This is a genomic window from Neisseria sp. RH3002v2f, from assembly GCF_014596375.1.
In the GTDB taxonomy this organism is placed as follows: Bacteria; Pseudomonadota; Gammaproteobacteria; order Burkholderiales; family Neisseriaceae; genus Neisseria; species Neisseria cinerea.
Genome location: NZ_MAYZ01000012.1, coordinates 73,816 through 92,263, shown reverse-complemented (window position 1 = coordinate 92,263; position 18,448 = coordinate 73,816). Strand labels below are relative to the sequence as shown.

Annotated in this window: 19 protein-coding genes, 1 tRNA gene and 2 pseudogenes; 17 read left to right on the top strand and 5 right to left on the bottom strand. The window is 51.9% G+C overall.

Annotation, left to right across the window (positions count from 1 at the left end; genetic code table 11):
* Positions 1-16: 16 nt before the first annotated feature.
* From BBW69_RS01190 to BBW69_RS01175, 4 genes are all read left to right on the top strand, one after another.
* Positions 17-601, top strand: a complete 585-nt coding sequence (locus tag BBW69_RS01190; RefSeq protein WP_003675639.1) for an opacity family porin — start codon at positions 17-19, stop codon at positions 599-601.
* Between the two features lie 147 nt (positions 602-748).
* Positions 749-1,138, top strand: a complete 390-nt coding sequence (locus BBW69_RS01185) for a RidA family protein (protein WP_188210138.1) — start codon at positions 749-751, stop codon at positions 1,136-1,138.
* Positions 1,139-1,220: 82 nt separating this feature from the next.
* Positions 1,221-2,051, top strand: a complete 831-nt coding sequence (locus BBW69_RS01180) for a symmetrical bis(5'-nucleosyl)-tetraphosphatase (RefSeq protein WP_111726459.1) — start codon at positions 1,221-1,223, stop codon at positions 2,049-2,051.
* Between the two features lie 13 nt (positions 2,052-2,064).
* Positions 2,065-3,522, top strand: a complete 1,458-nt coding sequence (locus BBW69_RS01175) for a TrkH family potassium uptake protein (RefSeq protein ID WP_107959991.1) — start codon at positions 2,065-2,067, stop codon at positions 3,520-3,522.
* 40 nt (positions 3,523-3,562) lie between these two features.
* Here the strand turns inward: BBW69_RS01175 and BBW69_RS01170 are convergent, their stop codons facing one another.
* The 4 genes and pseudogenes from BBW69_RS01170 to BBW69_RS01155 form a co-directional block, all read right to left on the bottom strand.
* Positions 3,563-3,961, bottom strand: coding sequence for a hypothetical protein (locus BBW69_RS01170; RefSeq protein ID WP_188210137.1), 399 nt, complete (start codon positions 3,959-3,961; stop codon positions 3,563-3,565).
* Between the two features lie 2 nt (positions 3,962-3,963).
* Positions 3,964-4,092, bottom strand: a pseudogene (locus BBW69_RS01165) (HNH endonuclease); the annotation flags it as partial.
* A gap of 86 nt (positions 4,093-4,178) precedes the next feature.
* Positions 4,179-4,565, bottom strand: coding sequence for a hypothetical protein (locus tag BBW69_RS01160; protein ID WP_188210136.1), 387 nt, complete (start codon positions 4,563-4,565; stop codon positions 4,179-4,181).
* 149 nt (positions 4,566-4,714) lie between these two features.
* Positions 4,715-4,791: transfer RNA gene (locus BBW69_RS01155), tRNA-Pro, on the bottom strand.
* Between the two features lie 384 nt (positions 4,792-5,175).
* Between BBW69_RS01155 and nudB the strand changes: the two genes are divergently transcribed.
* From nudB to BBW69_RS01090, 13 genes are all read left to right on the top strand, one after another.
* The gene (gene nudB, locus BBW69_RS01150; protein ID WP_188210135.1) at positions 5,176-5,628 is read left to right on the top strand and encodes a dihydroneopterin triphosphate diphosphatase; all 453 of its coding nucleotides are present in this window, start codon (positions 5,176-5,178) and stop codon (positions 5,626-5,628) included.
* Between the two features lie 115 nt (positions 5,629-5,743).
* Positions 5,744-6,277, top strand: a complete 534-nt coding sequence (locus BBW69_RS01145) for an inorganic diphosphatase (RefSeq protein ID WP_188210134.1) — start codon at positions 5,744-5,746, stop codon at positions 6,275-6,277.
* A gap of 113 nt (positions 6,278-6,390) precedes the next feature.
* Entirely contained in the window at positions 6,391-6,624 is a 234-nt protein-coding gene (locus BBW69_RS01140) for an NGO_0222 family membrane protein (RefSeq protein ID WP_107859305.1), read from the top strand.
* Entirely contained in the window at positions 6,617-7,216 is a 600-nt protein-coding gene (gene rdgB / locus BBW69_RS01135; protein ID WP_188210133.1) for an RdgB/HAM1 family non-canonical purine NTP pyrophosphatase, read from the top strand. Before BBW69_RS01140 ends, rdgB begins: the two co-directional genes overlap by 8 nt.
* Before the next feature lie 27 nt (positions 7,217-7,243).
* On the top strand, positions 7,244-8,113 hold the full coding sequence (galU, locus tag BBW69_RS01130; protein WP_188210132.1) for a UTP--glucose-1-phosphate uridylyltransferase GalU: 870 nt from the start codon (positions 7,244-7,246) through the stop codon (positions 8,111-8,113).
* Between the two features lie 18 nt (positions 8,114-8,131).
* The gene (gene argH / locus BBW69_RS01125) at positions 8,132-9,508 is read left to right on the top strand and encodes an argininosuccinate lyase (RefSeq protein WP_188210131.1); all 1,377 of its coding nucleotides are present in this window, start codon (positions 8,132-8,134) and stop codon (positions 9,506-9,508) included.
* 57 nt (positions 9,509-9,565) lie between these two features.
* Complete coding sequence (locus BBW69_RS01120; RefSeq protein ID WP_188210130.1) at positions 9,566-10,036, top strand: DUF4375 domain-containing protein; 471 nt, start codon at positions 9,566-9,568, stop codon at positions 10,034-10,036.
* A gap of 315 nt (positions 10,037-10,351) precedes the next feature.
* Positions 10,352-11,347, top strand: a complete 996-nt coding sequence (locus BBW69_RS01115; protein WP_107996126.1) for an iron ABC transporter substrate-binding protein — start codon at positions 10,352-10,354, stop codon at positions 11,345-11,347.
* Between the two features lie 64 nt (positions 11,348-11,411).
* Positions 11,412-12,929: an iron ABC transporter permease gene (locus BBW69_RS01110; RefSeq protein WP_188210129.1), complete on the top strand. Its 1,518-nt coding sequence runs from the start codon at positions 11,412-11,414 to the stop codon at positions 12,927-12,929.
* A 21-nt stretch (positions 12,930-12,950) separates the two neighbouring features.
* On the top strand, positions 12,951-14,015 hold the full coding sequence (locus tag BBW69_RS01105; RefSeq protein WP_188210128.1) for an ABC transporter ATP-binding protein: 1,065 nt from the start codon (positions 12,951-12,953) through the stop codon (positions 14,013-14,015).
* Between the two features lie 250 nt (positions 14,016-14,265).
* A complete protein-coding gene (gene pta / locus BBW69_RS01100) occupies positions 14,266-15,768 on the top strand; it encodes a phosphate acetyltransferase (RefSeq protein ID WP_188210127.1) in 1,503 nt (500 codons plus the stop codon).
* Between the two features lie 222 nt (positions 15,769-15,990).
* Positions 15,991-17,586: a peptide chain release factor 3 gene (locus BBW69_RS01095; RefSeq protein ID WP_188210126.1), complete on the top strand. Its 1,596-nt coding sequence runs from the start codon at positions 15,991-15,993 to the stop codon at positions 17,584-17,586.
* Between the two features lie 241 nt (positions 17,587-17,827).
* On the top strand, positions 17,828-18,211 hold the full coding sequence (locus tag BBW69_RS01090) for a DUF305 domain-containing protein (RefSeq protein ID WP_003675676.1): 384 nt from the start codon (positions 17,828-17,830) through the stop codon (positions 18,209-18,211).
* Positions 18,212-18,235: 24 nt separating this feature from the next.
* Here the strand turns inward: BBW69_RS01090 and BBW69_RS01085 are convergent.
* Positions 18,236-18,427, bottom strand: a pseudogene (locus BBW69_RS01085) (IS3 family transposase); the annotation flags it as partial.
* Positions 18,428-18,448: the final 21 nt, after the last annotated feature.

Genomic DNA, 18,448 nt, shown 5'->3' with positions numbered 1-18,448 from the left:
TACGAGGAACAACATTATGAAAAAAATTCTGGCTACCTTAGTTGCCCTTTCCCTTCCCGCTGTCGCATTGGCAGACGAACACCGTGGATTTTATATCCAAGGCGATGTCGGCCATACTTCGGTAAAAGGCAAGATTTACGACGAAAGCGAGACGGCAAAAGGCTTCAGCCCGCGCCTGTCTGCCGGATATGATTTCGGCGATTTCCGTGTGGCAGCCGACTACACCCACTACAAATCCCACAAAGAAAGCGGCAGAATCAGCGACTCCACCACTTATGACGCGAAAGCCAAATTCCAAAGCGTTGGCGTTTCCGCCATTTATGATTTCGACTTAAACTCCCCGGTTAAACCTTATGTCGGCGCACGCGTAGGCCTCAACCACGTATCATTTGACACAAAGGAATACGGCAGTTCAGGCTCCATCGAACATTATGAAACCCGCAAAACCAAAACCGGCTTGGGCGTGATGACAGGCATCGGTTACGACATCAATCAAAATATCGCCCTGGATGCAGGCTACCGCTACAACTACTGGGGCAAATTTGACGACGTGAAAGTACACTCTCACGAAGTGTCCGCCGGCGTACGCGTCAAATTCTAATATACGTGTTATTCCGCAAACCGCCGAGCCTTCGGCGGTTTTGTTTTCAACATCCATGCCGTCTGAAACTACACAAGCAGACGGTTTTGTACGATAATCCGCAACACCGCGTTCCCCTTTCACACACATCCGTTTCAGGAGAAAATCATGGCCAAAACCATCATCCACACCGACAAAGCCCCTGCCGCCATCGGCGCATACAGCCAAGCCGTCCGAGCAGGCGACACCGTTTACATGAGCGGTCAAATCCCTCTCGATCCCTCCACCATGACCGTTGTCGGCAACGGAGACTTCCGTACCGAAGCGCGCCAGGTCTTTAAAAACCTGCAAGCCGTTGCTGAGGCCGCAGGCGGCACGCTGGCCGACATCGTCAAACTCAACGCCTACCTGACCGACCTTGCCAACTTCGCCGTTTTCAACGAAGTCATGGCAGAGTTCATCCAAGAACCCTTCCCAGCCCGCGCCGCCGTCGGTGTCGCCTCCCTGCCCAAAGGCGTGCAGGTCGAGGCCGAAGCAGTACTCGTCCTAAACGCATAACCGCCCTTCACGTTCAGACGGCATGATATTTCAAGGCCATGCCGTCCGAACCGAAACACTTTTCCACTTCACGATACCCGCAATGGCACATTACGCAATCGGCGACATACAAGGCTGCTTCGACGAACTGACCGCACTGCTCGGCAAAATCGGCTTCAACCACGGTACAGACACCCTCTGGCTGACGGGTGATATCGTCAACCGCGGCCCGAAATCCCTCGAAGCGCTGCAATTTTGCATGGAACACGAAAACAGCGTGCAAATCGTCCTCGGCAACCATGACCTGCACCTGCTTGCCGTCGGCTGCGGAGAAGCCGGTACCAAACGCAGCGACACGATAGAACCCATACTCAAACACCCCGACGGAAAAAAAATGCTCGACTGGCTGCGTGCGCAACCGCTGTTGATACGTGACGGCGGCCGCGTCATGGTACACGCCGGCATCCTGCCTCAGTGGCGTATAGACCAGGCCGAATCGCTCGCCGGAGAAGCCGAAGACGAACTGCGCGGCAAAAAATACGTTAAATTCCTCTCCAAAATGTACGGCAACAAACCGACCGCATGGGACGAGGACTTAAACGGTTACGCACGCCTGCGCTTTATCGTCAACGTATTCACGCGGATGCGCGCCCTGACCTTCAAAAACGAACTGGATTTCGACTACAAATCCACAGTGAAAAAAATGCCGCTTTACCTGCGCCCGTGGTTCAAAGCCCCGAACCGGCAGAACCTCGACCATACCATCATCTTCGGACACTGGTCTTCCTTGGGCTACACGAATGCCGACAGCGTCATCTCGCTGGACACCGGCGCACTCTGGGGAGGACAGCTGACCGCCGTCAACCTCGATACGGAAGAAATTACCCAAGTCCAAGCCGCCAACGGCATAGACTGGAAAAGCATCATGAAATAAAAACCGCCGCGCCATGTACAAAATCCTTCCAACCGCACACGTCCTCTCCAGGCTGGGACTTCTGTTTTCCGTCATCCTGCTGATTCCGGCAGCACTGTCCTATGCCTTTTCAGACGGCGCATTTTCCGCCTTCCTCACCACCGCCCTGATTACCATGTCCGGTTCCTACACCGTTTGGATATCCACTTTGCGATTCAGGCGGGAATTGCGTCCGAGGGACGGCTTTACCCTCGTCCTGATGCTGTGGCTTGCCTTTGCCTTTGTTGCCGCCATACCGATTTACCTCTACCTGCCCCAGATAAGCTTTACCGACGCCTTCTTTGAGGCCATGTCCGGACTGACCACCACCGGCGCGACCACCATCACACACCTCGACACGCTCGCACCTTCCGTCAACTTTTGGCGGCACCTCCTCAACTGGCTCGGCGGCATGGGCATCATCGTCCTCGCAGTCGCCATCCTGCCCATGCTCGGCGTCGGCGGCACGCAGCTTTTCAAAGCCGAAATCCCCGGTTTGGACAAAGAAAATAAAATGGCGCCGCGCATCTCCCAAGTTGCCAAAAAACTCTGGTTTGCCTACATACTGACCACGCTTGCCGCCATTGCCTCCCTCCATCTGGCCGGGATGGGCTGGTTTGACGCGCTCTGCCACGCCCTGTCAGCCGTCTCGCTCGGCGGTTTCTCGACACACAACGACAGCATCGCCTATTACGACTCCCCCGTCATCGAATCAGTCGTCATGTTCTTTACCGTATGGGGGGGGATTAACTTCGCCAGCCACTTTGCCGCACTCAACAACCGTTCCCTCAAGACCTACTGGAAAGACGAAGAATGCCGCACCATGCTGCTTGTCCTCTTCGGCAGCATCCTCATCTCCGCCCTTTACCTGTGGCAGAAAAACTATTATCCCGACTTCATGCAGGCCCTGCGTTATACGTCCTTCAACTTCGTTTCCATCGGCCTGGCGAGCGGATTTTCCAATACCGACTTCTCCCAATGGCCGCTGATGGTTTCACTATGGATGTTCTTCCTGTCGAACATACTGGCAAGTTCGGGTTCGATGGGTGGGGGCATAAAAAACATACGCGCCCTCGTCCTGTTCAAATTCAGCCTGCGCGAAATGATGATACAGCTGCATCCCAAAGCCGTCCGCACCGTCAAAGTAACCGGCAAAAGCATACCCGACCGCCTTGCCCTGACCGTCATGTCCTTCATCTTCATCTACTTCATGACCACCATCCTATTCAGCTTCCTGCTGATGGCAAGCGGCATGGAATTCATCTCCGCCTTTACCGCCGTTATCGCCTGTATCACCAATGCCGGCCCGGGATTGGGCGAAATCGGGCCGGCAAGCAGTTATGCCGTATTGAGCGGCACGCAAAAATGGCTTTGTGCAGCCGTCATGCTTTTGGGCAGGCTGGAAATCTTTACCGTCCTCATCCTCCTCACCCCTGCTTACTGGAAGAAATAAAAAATGCCGTCTGAAAACTTTTCAGACGGCATATTGTCCTTTAAAGAAGCGGAAGCTCTACAAAAGGAAAGAACCGTTTAAATTTATGATAAATCTCAGGATGTTTTTCCAAAGCTTCCAAAGCCTTCTTCTTAGTAATCGGAATATCGTAAAACTCTTGATTCCGTATATAGGTAATACCATATACGGCATCTTTTTCCTTTTTGGTCATATCGGTAGTTGGAACAAAGCCAATAATATTATATATACTTATGGAACAATCATCTGACTCCAAATAATCTATTAAATCAATCAGATACCTTGGGAAGCTTTCGACAGGGACAGTCCTGACAATTCCATATAACCAATCCAAGAATTCTTTTTTGTCGGCTGCATTGCGCTCATAACACAATATAGCAAATCCCAAATCATCACAATTGTTCCGCGTAAGCCCCAACATAATCATTTTCCTTTATCCATTGCACTACCGCCGATATGCCCGGTCGGCGAATGTTTTTCTTCAGGCACAAGCTGCATCCTTCCTGTATCTTGATGATGCCAAGTGTAATTTGGTATTTTAGATTTTCCTTTGCCGTCAAACGCTCCTTTAGTTATCCGCTTTGTATCAAAAATGCCGTCTGAACAGCGAACGGTCTTTCAGACGGCATTTTGACTGTTTAAAGTGGGGGCAGTTCTACAAACGGAAAGAAATGCTGAAACTTCTGATAAATTTCAGGATGTTTTTTTAAGGCTTTTAATGCTTTTTCTTTTGAAACGGGAGGGTCATAGACATCTATCCCCCTTAAGAAGGCAATGCCTGTTAATGCATTATCCTGATTTTTTGATAAGTTATTTTCGGGAACAAATCCTATAATATCAATTAGATGGAATAGTGATTGAAGATCTATTAGATCAAAAAAATAATTTGGAATTTCATCTAAGTCCATTTCCCTTATGATTTTTTCGACCCACATTTTAAATTCGGTAAGATTGATTGCTTGGCAATATATACTGCCTAGGGCAAAATTTAAGTCAGTGCTATTTTCTTTATAAATTTTCCACATAATTATTTACCCTTCCCCATTGCCGTCCCTCCTATGTGGCCGTTTTTAGAATGTTCCCATTTCAGACGGCATTTGAATGTCTGTCGCCGCGTACTCTACATCATACAGACGGCAAAAAAGCCGCTTTTGAAAGCGGCTTTCAGAATTTTTGGTCGGAGTGAAAGGATTCGAACCTTCGACCCCTTGCACCCCATGCAAGTGCGCTACCAGACTGCGCCACACTCCGACTCGATAAGTTTCGAATTATAATTTTAGCCGGGCCCTTTGGCAAGCCTTAAGATAATACCGTTCCCTATCTTTTTGACACAGAGGGATATTTATCGGAATCGGAACAAATGTTCAGACGGCATTTATGGCAGGTGTCGCAGGCTGCTATAATCGCTTCCTCATTCTTATCAAAACGGAACAGACGGATATTTCTCATAACCCGTCCCAACGTCGGGCATTTGACGATTCGTCCGAAACACTAAAGATACGGAAAATACAACTGTGTAAATATATTGGGAAACCTGCACCGATAAAGGTACCAACCGGTTTCGGCAACGGTATAACCCAATCTTCAACGGAAACAACAAGCCCGAATCCCCAATCAAACCGCCAAAGGACATTGATGGCAAAACCGCTCAAATATCCCGTCTCCGCACTGGTCGTACTCCATGACGGGGACGGCAGTATCCTCCTCATCGAACGCACGCATCCGAAAGGATTTTGGCAGTCTGTAACCGGCAGCCTCGAACCAGGGGAAACCGTTGCCCAAACGGCAAGGCGCGAAGTTTGGGAAGAAACCGGCATACTGCTGGCGGAAGGACAGCTTCAAGACTGGCACGACAGCACGGTTTACGAAATCTACCACCACTGGCGGCACCGCTATCCAAAAGGCGTGTTTGAAAACCGCGAACACCTCTTCTCTGCCGAAATTCAGCGTGATACGCCCATCGCCCTGCAACCCGAAGAACACGTCTCCTACGGTTGGTTCGATATGGAAGAAGCGGCGGAAAAAGTATTTTCCCCGTCCAACAGGCGCGCGATTTTGGAATTAGGCAGACGCTTGGGTAGGCTTTGAAAAATGCCGTCTGAAAATATCCGGAACCCTTTTCAGACGGCATGGCGGCGTTTCCATCAAACTTTTTGTTTGCTATACTCCTGCCGTTCAAATCCTCAGAAACAAAGGAAACCAAATGGCAGACTTCAACCAAATCCTGACCCCCGGCGACGTGGACGGCGGCATCATCAACGTTGTCAACGAAATCCCCGCCGGCAGCAACCACAAAATCGAATGGAACCGCAAACTGGCCGCATTCCAACTCGACCGTGTCGAACCCACCATCTTCGCCAAACCGACCAACTACGGCTTCATTCCCCAAACATTAGACGAAGACGGCGACGAATTGGACGTGCTGCTCGTTACCGAACAACCTCTGGCAACCGGCGTATTCTTGGAAGCGCGCGTTATCGGCGTGATGAAATTCGTTGACGACGGCGAAGTAGACGACAAAATCGTCTGCGTTCCTGCCGACGACCGCAACAACGGCAACGCCTACAAAACTTTGGCAGATTTGCCGCAGCAACTGATCAAACAAATCGAGTTCCACTTCAACCACTACAAAGACCTGAAAAAAGCGGGTACGACCAAAGTCGAATCCTGGGGCGATGTGGAAGAAGCGAAAAAAGTCATCAAAGAATCCATCGAACGCTGGAACAAACAGGCATAACATCCGCCTTCCCATGCCGTCTGAAGGCCCCTTCAGACGGCATTTTTCCAGCCTCTAGGGAATGCCGTCCTAATCGGCTATAATCCGAACATCCCTTTTCACGGGCAAACACCATGAGCCGCCAAAGAATTTATTTATTGTTCATCGCCTTGTTCACACTGGCATTCATGCTGCTCGTCCTGTTGGGCGGCTATCTGCTGACCGTCGGCAGCAAAGCCTTCGCCGTCGCCTCCTTCCTTTTTGCATTCGGCGCGCTGTTCGGACAAATCGGCAGCCTCGCCCTCTACCTGCGGCACAAATCCCTACATGCCGCCCCATTCTCACCACAAAGGAACCGCCATGGCTGAAAAACCGGAAAAAATCGTTTTAGCAAGCGGCAATGCAGGTAAACTCAAAGAATTCGGCAACCTATTCGAACCATACGGCATTACCGTATTGCCGCAATCCGAATTCGGCGTACCCGAATGTCCGGAACCCTATTCCACCTTTGTCGAAAATGCACTGGCAAAAGCACGCCATGCCGCCAAATACAGCGGGCTGCCCGCACTCGCCGACGACAGCGGCATCTGTGCAGCCGCCCTAAACGGCGCACCGGGCATACATTCCGCACGCTACGCGGGCGACAACCCCAAATCCGATTCCGCCAACAACCTGAAACTTGCCGGCGAACTTGCCTGCAAAGCCGACAAAAGCTGTTCTTATGTCTGCGTATTGGTTTTTATCCGTCATGAAAACGACCCGCGTCCGATTATTGCCGAAGGCGTATGGCACGGACAGTGGCACGATGCCCCGCAAGGGCAAAACGGTTTCGGTTACGACCCGTATTTTTATCTGCCCGGACACGGCAAAACCGCCGCCGAATTGGATTCGGAGGTCAAAAACCGAGAAAGCCACCGCGCACAGGCACTTGCCGAACTCTTACGCAAACTCGCCCTTTAAACATCAAAACAATACAAAGGAAAAAGAATGAAACCCATACGGAAAGCCGTCTTCCCCGTCGCAGGGATGGGAACCCGCTTCCTGCCTGCCACGAAGGCCAGCCCGAAAGAAATGCTGCCCATCGTCGACAAACCGCTGATCCAATACGCCGTAGAAGAAGCCGTGGAAGCCGGCTGTACGGAAATGGTGTTTGTAACCGGGCGCAACAAACGCAGCATCGAAGACCATTTCGACAAGGCATACGAACTTGAAACCGAGTTGGAAATGCGTCATAAAGACAAACTTCTGGAACACGTCCGCAACATCCTGCCGCCTCATATTACCTGCCTGTACATCCGCCAAGCCGAAGCACTGGGACTCGGACACGCCGTATTGTGCGCCCGCGCCGCCATCGGAGACGAACCCTTTGCCGTCATCCTTGCCGACGACCTGATTGATGCTCCCAAAGGCGTGCTCAAACAAATGATTGAGGTGTACGAACGCAGCGGCAACAGCATTTTGGGCGTAGAAACCGTCGAACCGTCCCAAACCGGCTCATACGGCATCGTGGAAACCGAACAGCTCAAACCGTTCCAACGCATTACCAACATCGTCGAAAAACCCAAGCCCGAAGACGCTCCCTCCAACCTTGCCGTCGTCGGCCGCTATATCCTCACGCCGCGCATTTTCGACCTTTTAACCGGCCTGCCGCGCGGTGCAGGCAACGAAATCCAGCTTACAGACGGCATCGCCAAACTCTTGGAACACGAATTTGTCTTGGCGCATCCCTTTGAAGGCACGCGCTACGACTGCGGCAGCAAACTGGGCTATCTGGAAGCCACCGTCGCCTACGGTCTGAAACACCCCGAAACCGGCGAATCCTTCCGCCGGCTTCTGGAAAAATACCGCACCGAATAACCACATCAAGGAATCCTTATGCACAACAAAACCTGGTCGGGACGTTTCAACGAACCCGTTTCCGAACTCGTCAAAAAATATACCGGCTCCATCGGTTTCGACCAACGCCTTGCCGAATGGGATATCCAAGGCTCGCTCGCCCACGCGCAGATGCTGACCCGGTCGGGCGTGCTGAGTGAAAACGATTTGACCGACATCCGTCGGGGCATGGCGGAAATCCTCGAAGAAATCCGTAGCGGCAAAATCGAATGGTCGCTCGATTTGGAAGATGTCCACATGAACATCGAACGCCGCCTGACCGACAAAATCGGCGATGCGGGCAAGCGTCTGCACACCGGCCGCAGTCGCAACGACCAAGTCGCTACCGACATCCGCCTGTGGCTGCGCGATCAAATTACCGTTATCCAAAACCTGATTCAAAACCTTCAGACGGCATTACTGGATTTGGCGGAACAAAACGCCGAAACCGTCATGCCCGGCTTTACCCATCTGCAAGTCGCCCAGCCTGTCAGCTTCGGGCACCATATGCTCGCCTACGTCGAAATGCTCGGCCGCGATTTCGAACGTATGACTGACTGTCGCAAACGCGTCAACCGTATGCCGCTCGGCGCTGCCGCCCTTGCCGGTACGACTTATCCGATTCAGCGCGAAATCACCTCCGAATTGCTGGGTTTCGAGCAAATTTGCCAAAACTCGCTCGATGCCGTATCTGACCGCGATTTTGCCATTGAGTTCACCACCGCCGCCTCGCTGATTATGGTTCACTTGAGCCGCCTGTCTGAAGAATTGATTTTGTGGATGAGTCCGCGTTTCGGCTTTATCGACATCGCCGACCGCTTCTGTACGGGTTCGTCCATCATGCCGCAGAAGAAAAATCCCGACGTACCCGAACTCGTGCGCGGCAAATCCGGCAGAGTCATCGGACACCTTATCGGCTTAATTACCCTGATGAAATCGCAGCCCTTGGCGTACAACAAAGACAATCAGGAAGACAAAGAACCTCTGTTTGATACAGCCGACACGCTCATCGACACGCTGCGGATTTACGCCGACATGATGCGCGGCGTGACCGTCAAACCCGACAATATGCGCGCCGCCGTGATGCAGGGCTTCGCCACCGCCACCGATTTGGCAGATTACTTGGTAAAAAAAGGCATACCGTTCCGCGACAGTCACGAAGTCGTCGCCCAAGCCGTACGCCACGCCGATGAAGCTGGCGTTGATTTGAGCGAACTGCCGCTTGAAGTCTTACAAGGTTTCAGCAAGCTGATTTCAGAAGACGTGTACGGCGTTCTGACACCCGAAGGCAGCTTAAACGTGCGCAACCACTTGGGCGGCACCGCGCCCGAACAAGTCCGTTTCCAAGTCAAACGCTGGCGTGAAGTGTTGGCTTAACTCCCCGATGCCGTCTGAAGAAATGTTCAGACGGCATTTTTAAAAGGCAAGAACACTATGACCGATACGGATACCCAAGCCGACCGCTTCGAGCAGATGATGTGGCAGGCGGTGGACAAACTTTTTGAACAGCATGACGGCAAACTCGAAAGCATGGACGGGCGGGAACAGGAGCTGGTTTTGATTTGGCGGGCAGAAGCCGATATCGGCAACGGAGGCATACTGCAATTTGTCTGCAACTGGGGTTTTCCCGCCGCCGAAAAGACTTGTTCCGTTCTGAAAAAAATCGGCGCGATACACAGCGCAATGCTGATCCATCGGGCAGCAGCCGCATTGGGAAAAGAAATCCGCCACCTCCAATCGGAAGGTAAAAACCTGAAAGAAATGTGGGATATAACAAAACATCTCGATAACAAAACCGCCTCACTGCTGAACAGTCTGGATGAACAATATTGGCAAGACCCCGACAAACTGTATCTGCTGGGATGGCAATACTATTCCGGCAACCCTGTTCAGACGACATCTTAAAAACCATATCCCCCTTTAAAACATTCTGCAAACATTTCCTGTGGATTGCAGCCGTTTCCCTTTCCATCGGCTGCCTGTTCTTCCGGCCGCACGACGCATAGGACAATACAAGATTCCTGTTTTCCGGTATTTCCGTTGCTTATAAGCTGCTAATATTCTGTTTGAATAACACATTCCGGAACAGACATAAACATTAGCTAAGCCAGACAACACATGAATTAAAAATAATTATTTGCATTTGAATTGATAAATTAATAAACTAATAAGGTCATATCTGAAACACCGATATGTGTTCAAATATTTTAGGAGAGAACCATGAAATTACACACCCGCCTTGCGTTGCTGACAACCGCGCTCATCGCATCCTCCCCCGCATTTGCAGACATCGTCCTCTACAACGGACAACACAAAGAAGCCACACAGGCACTTGCCGATGCATTTACCAAATCTACCGGCATCAAAGTGAAAATCAACAGCGGCAAAAGCGACCAGCTTGCCGGACAAATCAAAGAAGAAGGCAGCAGAAGCCCTGCAGACGTATTCTATTCTGAACAAATCCCACCGCTGGCTACACTTTCCGCAGCCAACCTTTTAGAAACCCTCCCCGCAAAAACAATTAACGATACGCGCCGCAAAGGTGTGCCGGTTGCGGCAAAAAAAGACTGGGTCGCATTGAGCGGACGTTCGCGCGTCGTCGTATACGACAGCCGCAAACTGTCTGAAAAAGATTTGGAAAAATCCGTCCTGAATTACGCCACACCGAAATGGAAAGACCGTATCGGTTATGTACCGACTTCAGGCGCATTCTTGGAACAGGTTGTCGCCATCGTCAAACTGAAAGGCGAAGCAGCCGCCCTGAAATGGCTCAAAGGCTTAAAAGAAAACGGCAAACTGTATTCTAAAAACACTGTGGCGCTCCAAGCCGTTGAAAACGGCGAAGTACCGGCCGCCCTCATTAACAACTACTACTGGTATGCGTTTGCCAAAGAAAAAGGCGTACACAACATCCATTCCCGCCTGAACTTCGTCCGCCACAGAGACCCGGGCGCACTCGTTACCTATTCCGGCGCGGCTGTGCTGAAATCTTCCCAAAACAAAGCCGAAGCACAAAAATTCGTCGCCTTCCTCGCAGGCAAACAAGGTCAACAGGTCTTAGCCGCCAACCGTGCCGAGTATCCGCTGCACGCCGGCGTGTCTTCACCGTTCAATATGGAACCTTATTCCAAATTGGAAGCACCTGAAGTATCTGCAACCACCATTACCGACAAAGAAAATGCCACCCGCCTCCTCGAACAGGCAGGCCTGAAATAAACTTTTTCCGTTCAAACGGTCGGGCAACCCTGCTGTCCGACCGTTTTCTATCCGAAGCCGATTTATGTCCCGCAACAAAATACCCTCATGGCTGACCGCCCTCATCCTGCTTATCGCCTTGCCGCTGACCCTTCCTTTCCTTTATGTCGCCATGCGTTCGTGGCAGGTCGGTGCAACACGCGCCTACGAACTGCTGTTCCGCCCCCGCATGTTTGATTTGCTGGGAAACACCCTGATGCTGATGTTCGGCGTTACCCTGATTTCTATTGTTTTGGGTATTACCTGCGCCGTCCTGTTCCAACGTTACCGCTTTTTCGGCAAAACCTTTTTTCAGACGGCAATTACCCTGCCCTTATGCATACCTGCATTTGTCAGCTGCTTTACATGGATCAGTCTGACTTTCCGCGTGGAGGGATTTTGGGGAACCGTTATGATTATGAGCTTGTCGTCTTTTCCCCTCGCCTACCTGCCGGTCGAGGCAGCCCTCAAACGCATCAGCCTGTCGTTTGAAGAAGTCAGCCTTTCCTTGGGTAAAAGCCGCCTGCAAACTTTCTTTTCCGCCATACTTCCCCAACTCAAACCTGCCATCGGCAGCAGCATCCTGCTGATTGCGCTGCACATGCTGATTGAATTCGGTGCAGTATCGATACTCAACTATCCGACCTTTACCACCGCCATTTTCCAAGAATACGAAATGTCGTTTGATAACAATACCGCCGCACTGCTGTCTGCCGTATTGTTGGTCATTTGCGGACTGGTCGTATTCTCCGAAAACATTTTCCGCGGAAAAACCAAGCTCTATCACAGCGGTAAAGGCGTTATCCGTCCCTACCCTGTCAAACCGCTCAAACTGCCCGCACAAATCGCCGTAATATTGTTTATCAGTTCGCTGCTGGTTTTAAGTATCATCATCCCGTTCGGCATCCTAATCCACTGGATGATGGTCGGCTCATCCGGCACATTTGAACTCGTATCCGTATTCGATGCATTTGCCCGATCGATGGGCGTATCTGCCGCCGGCGCATTATTGACCATTTTGTGCGCATTGCCCTTGGTTTGGGCATCCATACGCTACCGCAACCTGCTAACCGTATGGATTGAACGCCTGCCCTTCCTGCTCCACGCCGTTCCCGGGCTGGTTATCGCCCTGTCGCTGATTTATTTCAGCATCAACTACGCACCATCCATTTACCAGACCTTCGTCGTCGTCGTCCTTGCCTACTTCATCCTCTATCTGCCGATGGCGCAGACCACACTGCGAAGCTCAATGGAACAACTCCCCAAAGGCATGGAGCAAGTCGGCGGCACATTAGGACGCGGACACTTCTTCATCTTCAGGACACTGGTGCTGCCGTCCATCCTGCCCGGCATTACCGCCGCATTCGCACTCGTCTTCCTCAACCTGATGAAAGAGCTGACCGCCACCCTGCTGCTGACCGCAGATGATGTCCACACGCTCTCCACCGCCGTTTGGGAATACACGTCAGACGCACAATATGCCGCCGCCACCCCGTATGCCCTTATGCTGGTACTGTTTTCAGGCCTGCCCGTATTCCTACTGAAAAAATACGCCTTCAAATAACACTGCTGCGAAAGACCGACTATGACCGCACCCGCACTCCAAATCCGCCAACTAACCAAAAACTTCCAGAACCATGCCGTTCTGCAAAACATCTCGCTCACACTCGGCAAAGGGGAAATCCTCTTCGTCATCGGTGCATCAGGTTGCGGCAAAACCACGCTGCTGCGCTGCCTTGCCGGTTTTGAACAGCCCGATTCCGGAGAAATCTCGCTTTACGGAAGAACAATCTATTCAGAAAATACCAACCTCCCCGTCCGCGAACGCCGTTTGGGTTACGTCGTACAGGAAGGCGTACTGTTCCCCCACCTGACCGTTTACCGCAACATCGCCTACGGGCTGGGCAATGGCAAAGGCAAGACGGCGCAGGAGCAGCAACGCATCGAAGCCATGATGGCCCTGACCGGCATTTCCGAACTCTCAAACCGTCATCCGCACGAACTTTCAGGTGGACAGCAACAACGTGTCGCCCTCGCCCGCGCCCTCGCCCCCGATCCCGAACTCATCCTGCTGGACGAACCCTTCAGCGCACTGGACGAACAGTTGCGCCGCCAGATTCGCGAAGACATGATTGCCGCCCTGCGCGCCAACGGCAAATCTGCCGTTTTCGTCAGCCACGACCGGGAAGAAGCCCTGCAATACGCCGACCGGATTGCCGTCATGAAACAAGGACGCATCCTCCAGACTGCAGCCCCCCACGAACTGTACCGACAACCTGCCGACCTTGAAACAGCCCTGTTTATCGGCGAAGGCATCTCCCTGCCCGCCACACTCAACGCCGACGGTACGGCAGACTCCGAATTGGGCAGGCTCCCCGTCGGAAACACCTTACCCGCAGGCACACGCGGCACACTGCTCATCCGTCCGGAACAATTCAGCTTCAACCGCCCGAACACCCATGCTGCCGAATTATCCGCCACCATCCTCAACGCCATACCCAAAGCACGCCACATCCAAATCCGCCTGAAAATCGAGCAAACCATCCTGACGCTGAACACCCCCTACGCACCCGATTTTTCAGACGGCACACAGACACGCATCTACTTGAATTCAGAAGCACTGTTTTTCCCGGAACAACCTGCCCCGTAAGTTTGGAAACACCATGCCGTCTGAAAGGCGTGCCAATGTCTGGCGATATTCATCTTGTTGAAAACATAATTTATTTGTTAATATAGAAACACGCGGCAGCACGCGGCAGCGTAAGACCGACTGCCGCCCAAAAACAGAAAATACCTGTTTCCGCAAACCGGACGGGAAATAGCCTATTCCGACATTTCCCCTCAAATCCCAACACTTCCAACATACATGCCGCACACCGCAGCATACGAAAGGATATATCATGGCAAAAGTACTTATCGTACCCGTATCTGCCGGACTTGACGCATCCGCCGCCGCCCGATCATTTGCAAAAGCACTGAACGCACAAGTTTTCCAAGCCTTTGACGCACAAGCAGAATCCCTGTTGGCGCAAGGCAAAAGCGACGACTGGTTTGACGCGACGGTCGGTAAAGTTGCCGCACTCGATGCCGACAACCTCATTATCGAAGGCATCGCACCCGATGCCGACAAAATCTACCTTGCAGGCAAAAACGTCGAACTGGCGCTCTCTTTGGACGCCGCCGCCGTATTTGCCGTCCGTTCCGACAACGCCGATGCAGACGAACTGGCGCACCGGCTGAACCTTGCCAAACAGTTCTTTGCCACCGCGCCGGGCGTATTGGAAGGTTTTATTGTCGACGGTGCGGCAGCCTCCGTTGCCGAAGCGGCTGCCGAAAAAACCGGTTTGACGTTCTTCGGCTCAAGCAGCGCGCTGAAAGACGTATCCGTATTGGCAAACCGACAAACCAAACGCCTTTCGCCCGCCCAATTCCGCTACAACCTGATTGACTTCGCTCGTAAAGCCGGCAAACGCATCGTCCTGCCGGAAGGTGCCGAGCCGCGCACCGTCCAAGCCGCCGCCATCTGTCACGAAAAAGGCATTGCACGCTGCGTCCTGCTTGCCAAACGCGAAGAAGTCGAAGCCGTTGCCAAAGAACGCGGCATCAGCCTACCGGACTCTTTGGAAATCGTCGATCCCGCCTCATTAGTCGAACAATACGTCGAGCCGATGTGCGAACTGCGCAAATCCAAAGGCCTGACACCCGAAGACGCGCGCAAGCAACTGCAAGACACCGTGGTACTCGGTACGATGATGATGGCGAAAAACGATGTGGACGGCCTGGTATCCGGTGCCGTTCATACGACCGCCAATACCATCCGCCCCGCTTTGCAACTGATTAAAACCGCACCGGGTGCAAGCCTCGTATCCAGCGTATTCTTTATGCTGCTGCCCAACCAAGTCCTCGTCTTCGGCGACTGCGCGGTTAATCCGAACCCGACTGCGCAACAGCTTGCCGACATCGCCATCCAGTCTGCCGATTCCGCAAAAGCCTTCGGCATCGACCCGAAAGTGGCCATGATTTCCTACTCTACGGTCAACTCCGGTAGCGGTCCCGATGTCGATACCGTCATCGAAGCAACTAAACTTGCCCAAGAAAAACGCCCCGACCTCGCCATCGACGGCCCGCTGCAATATGATGCGGCAACCGTACCGAGCGTGGGCAAATCGAAAGCCCCGGGCAGCCCGGTCGCAGGACAGGCAACCGTTTTGGTCTTCTCAGACCTGAACACTGGTAACTGCACCTATAAAGCCGTCCAACGCAACGCCAACGTCTTAAGCGTCGGCCCGCTGCTGCAAGGCCTGCGCAAACCAGTCAACGACCTGTCTCGCGGCGCACTGGTAGAAGACATCGTGTTTACCATCGCCCTGACTGCAGTTCAGGCAAAACAAATGGAAGGCTGATAAAGCCCCAAAAGTATGCCGTCTGAAACTTGATTTGGTTTCAGACGGCATTTTGACAATAAGCCCCTCCGTTTCAGACCATTACCTTATCCCGATACGGCACGACCCATACAACTGCGCTCCAAGCATTGAATTATCAAGCATTTTTTTGTACAATCCGTCCATCCCAAACATTATTCGGGCCGTCTGCTGGCGGCCTGAAACTTTTTGCAAAGAAAGCTCATGTCCCAAGAAATCCTCGACCAAGTGCGCCGCCGCCGCACGTTTGCCATCATCTCCCACCCTGACGCGGGTAAAACCACACTGACCGAAAAACTGCTGCTGTTTTCAGGTGCGATTCAAAGCGCGGGTACGGTAAAAGGCAAGAAAACCGGCAAATTCGCCACCTCCGACTGGATGGAAATCGAGAAGCAACGCGGCATTTCCGTGGCCTCGTCCGTGATGCAGTTCGACTACAAAGACCACACTGTCAACCTCTTGGACACGCCGGGACACCAAGACTTCTCCGAAGATACCTACCGCGTATTGACCGCCGTGGACAGCGCCTTGATGGTCATCGACGCGGCAAAAGGTGTGGAAGCGCAAACCATCAAACTTTTGAACGTCTGCCGCCTGCGCAATACGCCGATTGTTACGTTCATGAACAAATACGACCGCGAAGTACGCGATTCCCTGGAATTGCTGGACGAAGTAGAAAACATCCTGCAAATCCGCTGCGCACCCGTCACCTGGCCGATCGGCATGGGCAAAAACTTCAAGGGCGTGTACCACATCCTGAACGATGAAATCTATCTCTTTGAAGCGGGTGGCGAACGCCTGCCGCACGAGTTCGACATCATCAAAGGCATCGACAATCCCGAATTGGAACAACGCTTTCCGTTGGAAATCCAACAGTTGCGCGACGAAATCGAACTGGTACAGGCGGCTTCTAACGAGTTCAACCTTGACGAATTCCTCGCCGGCGAACTCACGCCCGTATTCTTCGGCTCGGCGATTAACAACTTCGGTATTCAGGAAATCCTCAATTCATTGATCGACTGGGCGCCCGCGCCGAAACCGCGCGACGCGACCGTACGCATGGTCGAGCCGGACGAGCCGAAGTTCTCCGGATTTATCTTTAAAATCCAAGCCAATATGGACCCGAAACACCGCGACCGCATCGCCTTTTTGCGCGTCTGCTCCGGCAAATTCGAGCGCGGCATGAAAATGAAACACCTGCGCATCAACCGCGAAATCGCCGCCTCCAGCGTGGTTACCTTCATGTCGCACGACCGCGAGCTGGTGGAAGAAGCCTACGCCGGAGACATCATCGGTATCCCGAACCACGGCAACATCCAAATCGGCGACAGCTTCTCCGAAGGCGAACAACTGGCGTTTACCGGCATCCCATTCTTCGCGCCCGAACTGTTCCGCAGCGTCCGCATCAAAAACCCGCTGAAAATCAAGCAACTGCAAAAAGGTTTGCAACAGCTTGGCGAAGAAGGCGCGGTACAGGTTTTCAAACCGATGAGCGGTGCAGATTTGATTTTGGGTGCGGTCGGCGTGTTGCAGTTTGAAGTCGTTACCTCGCGCCTCGCCAATGAATACGGCGTAGAAGCCGTGTTCGACAGCGCGTCCATCTGGTCAGCGCGCTGGGTATCATGCGAAGACAAGAAAAAGCTGGCGGAGTTTGAAAAAGCCAATGCAGGCAATCTGTCGATAGACGCAGGCGGCAACCTCGCCTACCTCGCGCCTAACCGCGTGAATCTGGGACTCACGCAAGAACGCTGGCCGGACATCGTGTTCCACGAAACGCGCGAGCATTCGGTTAAACTGTAAAACACAAAGGCCGTCTGAAACATTCAGACGGCCTTTTTTTCATTCGATATCAACCCAATAAATCCCAAGCAAACTTTCCAATGGTCAGGCACAGCAGCAACATAAATCCGTAACGCAGCTCAAATATTATCTTATTTTAGCTGTTAACACCTCACCAAACATTTTCGGAATAAATGTTGACTTTAACCTTAGGTCAAAGTTTATAATTTGTACTCATTCAACTATCACATAAGCGAAAAACATGAAAAAACTTATGACTTTTATCACACTTAGCGCTGCTGCAGTTTCAATTTATGCCCATGCTAATGAACTACCGCATCAAGCACACATGAATACGCAAATGTCGACAGGTTCTGCAATGCAACAAGAATTTATGCAAGGTATGAATCAAATGCATCAAGACATGATGGCAGCTGCGCAATATAAAGATCCTGATGTTGCTTTTGCAGCAGGTATGTTGCCACACCATATTGGCGCAGTAAAAATGGCGGAAGTTGAATTAAAATACGGAAAAGATCCTGAGATGCGTAAGCTTGCTGAGGATATTATTAACGCACAACAAGCGGAAATTGAACAAATGCAAAAATGGCTTAAAGCACACAACAAAAAAAGCTCCGTAAAATGATCTGACCCCAAAAGTTAGACTGATTTAGTTCAAGGACTGAGTTCTGTAATTCACAGAGCTCAGTCCTTTTAGTTTCCCCTGAATGCGCTCATGGTTGTAATAATGAATGTACTCATGAATCGTTTTTTCCAGTTGTTAGAACGTCTCAAATCATTTACCGTAATAACATTCCATTTTTAATCGTCCAAAGAAGCTTTCCATCGCACTATTATCTAATAAGGTTTATGCTGTTAGAGT

Coding starts and splice junctions, on each gene's coding strand:
- BBW69_RS01190 (WP_003675639.1), top strand. CDS start 17: ATGAAAAAAATTCTGGCTACCTTAGTTGCCCTTTCCCTTCCCGCTGTC.
- BBW69_RS01185 (WP_188210138.1), top strand. CDS start 749: ATGGCCAAAACCATCATCCACACCGACAAAGCCCCTGCCGCCATCGGC.
- BBW69_RS01180 (WP_111726459.1), top strand. CDS start 1,221: ATGGCACATTACGCAATCGGCGACATACAAGGCTGCTTCGACGAACTG.
- BBW69_RS01175 (WP_107959991.1), top strand. CDS start 2,065: ATGTACAAAATCCTTCCAACCGCACACGTCCTCTCCAGGCTGGGACTT.
- BBW69_RS01170 (WP_188210137.1), bottom strand. CDS start 3,961: ATGTTGGGGCTTACGCGGAACAATTGTGATGATTTGGGATTTGCTATA.
- BBW69_RS01160 (WP_188210136.1), bottom strand. CDS start 4,565: ATGTGGAAAATTTATAAAGAAAATAGCACTGACTTAAATTTTGCCCTA.
- nudB (WP_188210135.1), top strand. CDS start 5,176: ATGGCAAAACCGCTCAAATATCCCGTCTCCGCACTGGTCGTACTCCAT.
- BBW69_RS01145 (WP_188210134.1), top strand. CDS start 5,744: ATGGCAGACTTCAACCAAATCCTGACCCCCGGCGACGTGGACGGCGGC.
- BBW69_RS01140 (WP_107859305.1), top strand. CDS start 6,391: ATGAGCCGCCAAAGAATTTATTTATTGTTCATCGCCTTGTTCACACTG.
- rdgB (WP_188210133.1), top strand. CDS start 6,617: ATGGCTGAAAAACCGGAAAAAATCGTTTTAGCAAGCGGCAATGCAGGT.
- galU (WP_188210132.1), top strand. CDS start 7,244: ATGAAACCCATACGGAAAGCCGTCTTCCCCGTCGCAGGGATGGGAACC.
- argH (WP_188210131.1), top strand. CDS start 8,132: ATGCACAACAAAACCTGGTCGGGACGTTTCAACGAACCCGTTTCCGAA.
- BBW69_RS01120 (WP_188210130.1), top strand. CDS start 9,566: ATGACCGATACGGATACCCAAGCCGACCGCTTCGAGCAGATGATGTGG.
- BBW69_RS01115 (WP_107996126.1), top strand. CDS start 10,352: ATGAAATTACACACCCGCCTTGCGTTGCTGACAACCGCGCTCATCGCA.
- BBW69_RS01110 (WP_188210129.1), top strand. CDS start 11,412: ATGTCCCGCAACAAAATACCCTCATGGCTGACCGCCCTCATCCTGCTT.
- BBW69_RS01105 (WP_188210128.1), top strand. CDS start 12,951: ATGACCGCACCCGCACTCCAAATCCGCCAACTAACCAAAAACTTCCAG.
- pta (WP_188210127.1), top strand. CDS start 14,266: ATGGCAAAAGTACTTATCGTACCCGTATCTGCCGGACTTGACGCATCC.
- BBW69_RS01095 (WP_188210126.1), top strand. CDS start 15,991: ATGTCCCAAGAAATCCTCGACCAAGTGCGCCGCCGCCGCACGTTTGCC.
- BBW69_RS01090 (WP_003675676.1), top strand. CDS start 17,828: ATGAAAAAACTTATGACTTTTATCACACTTAGCGCTGCTGCAGTTTCA.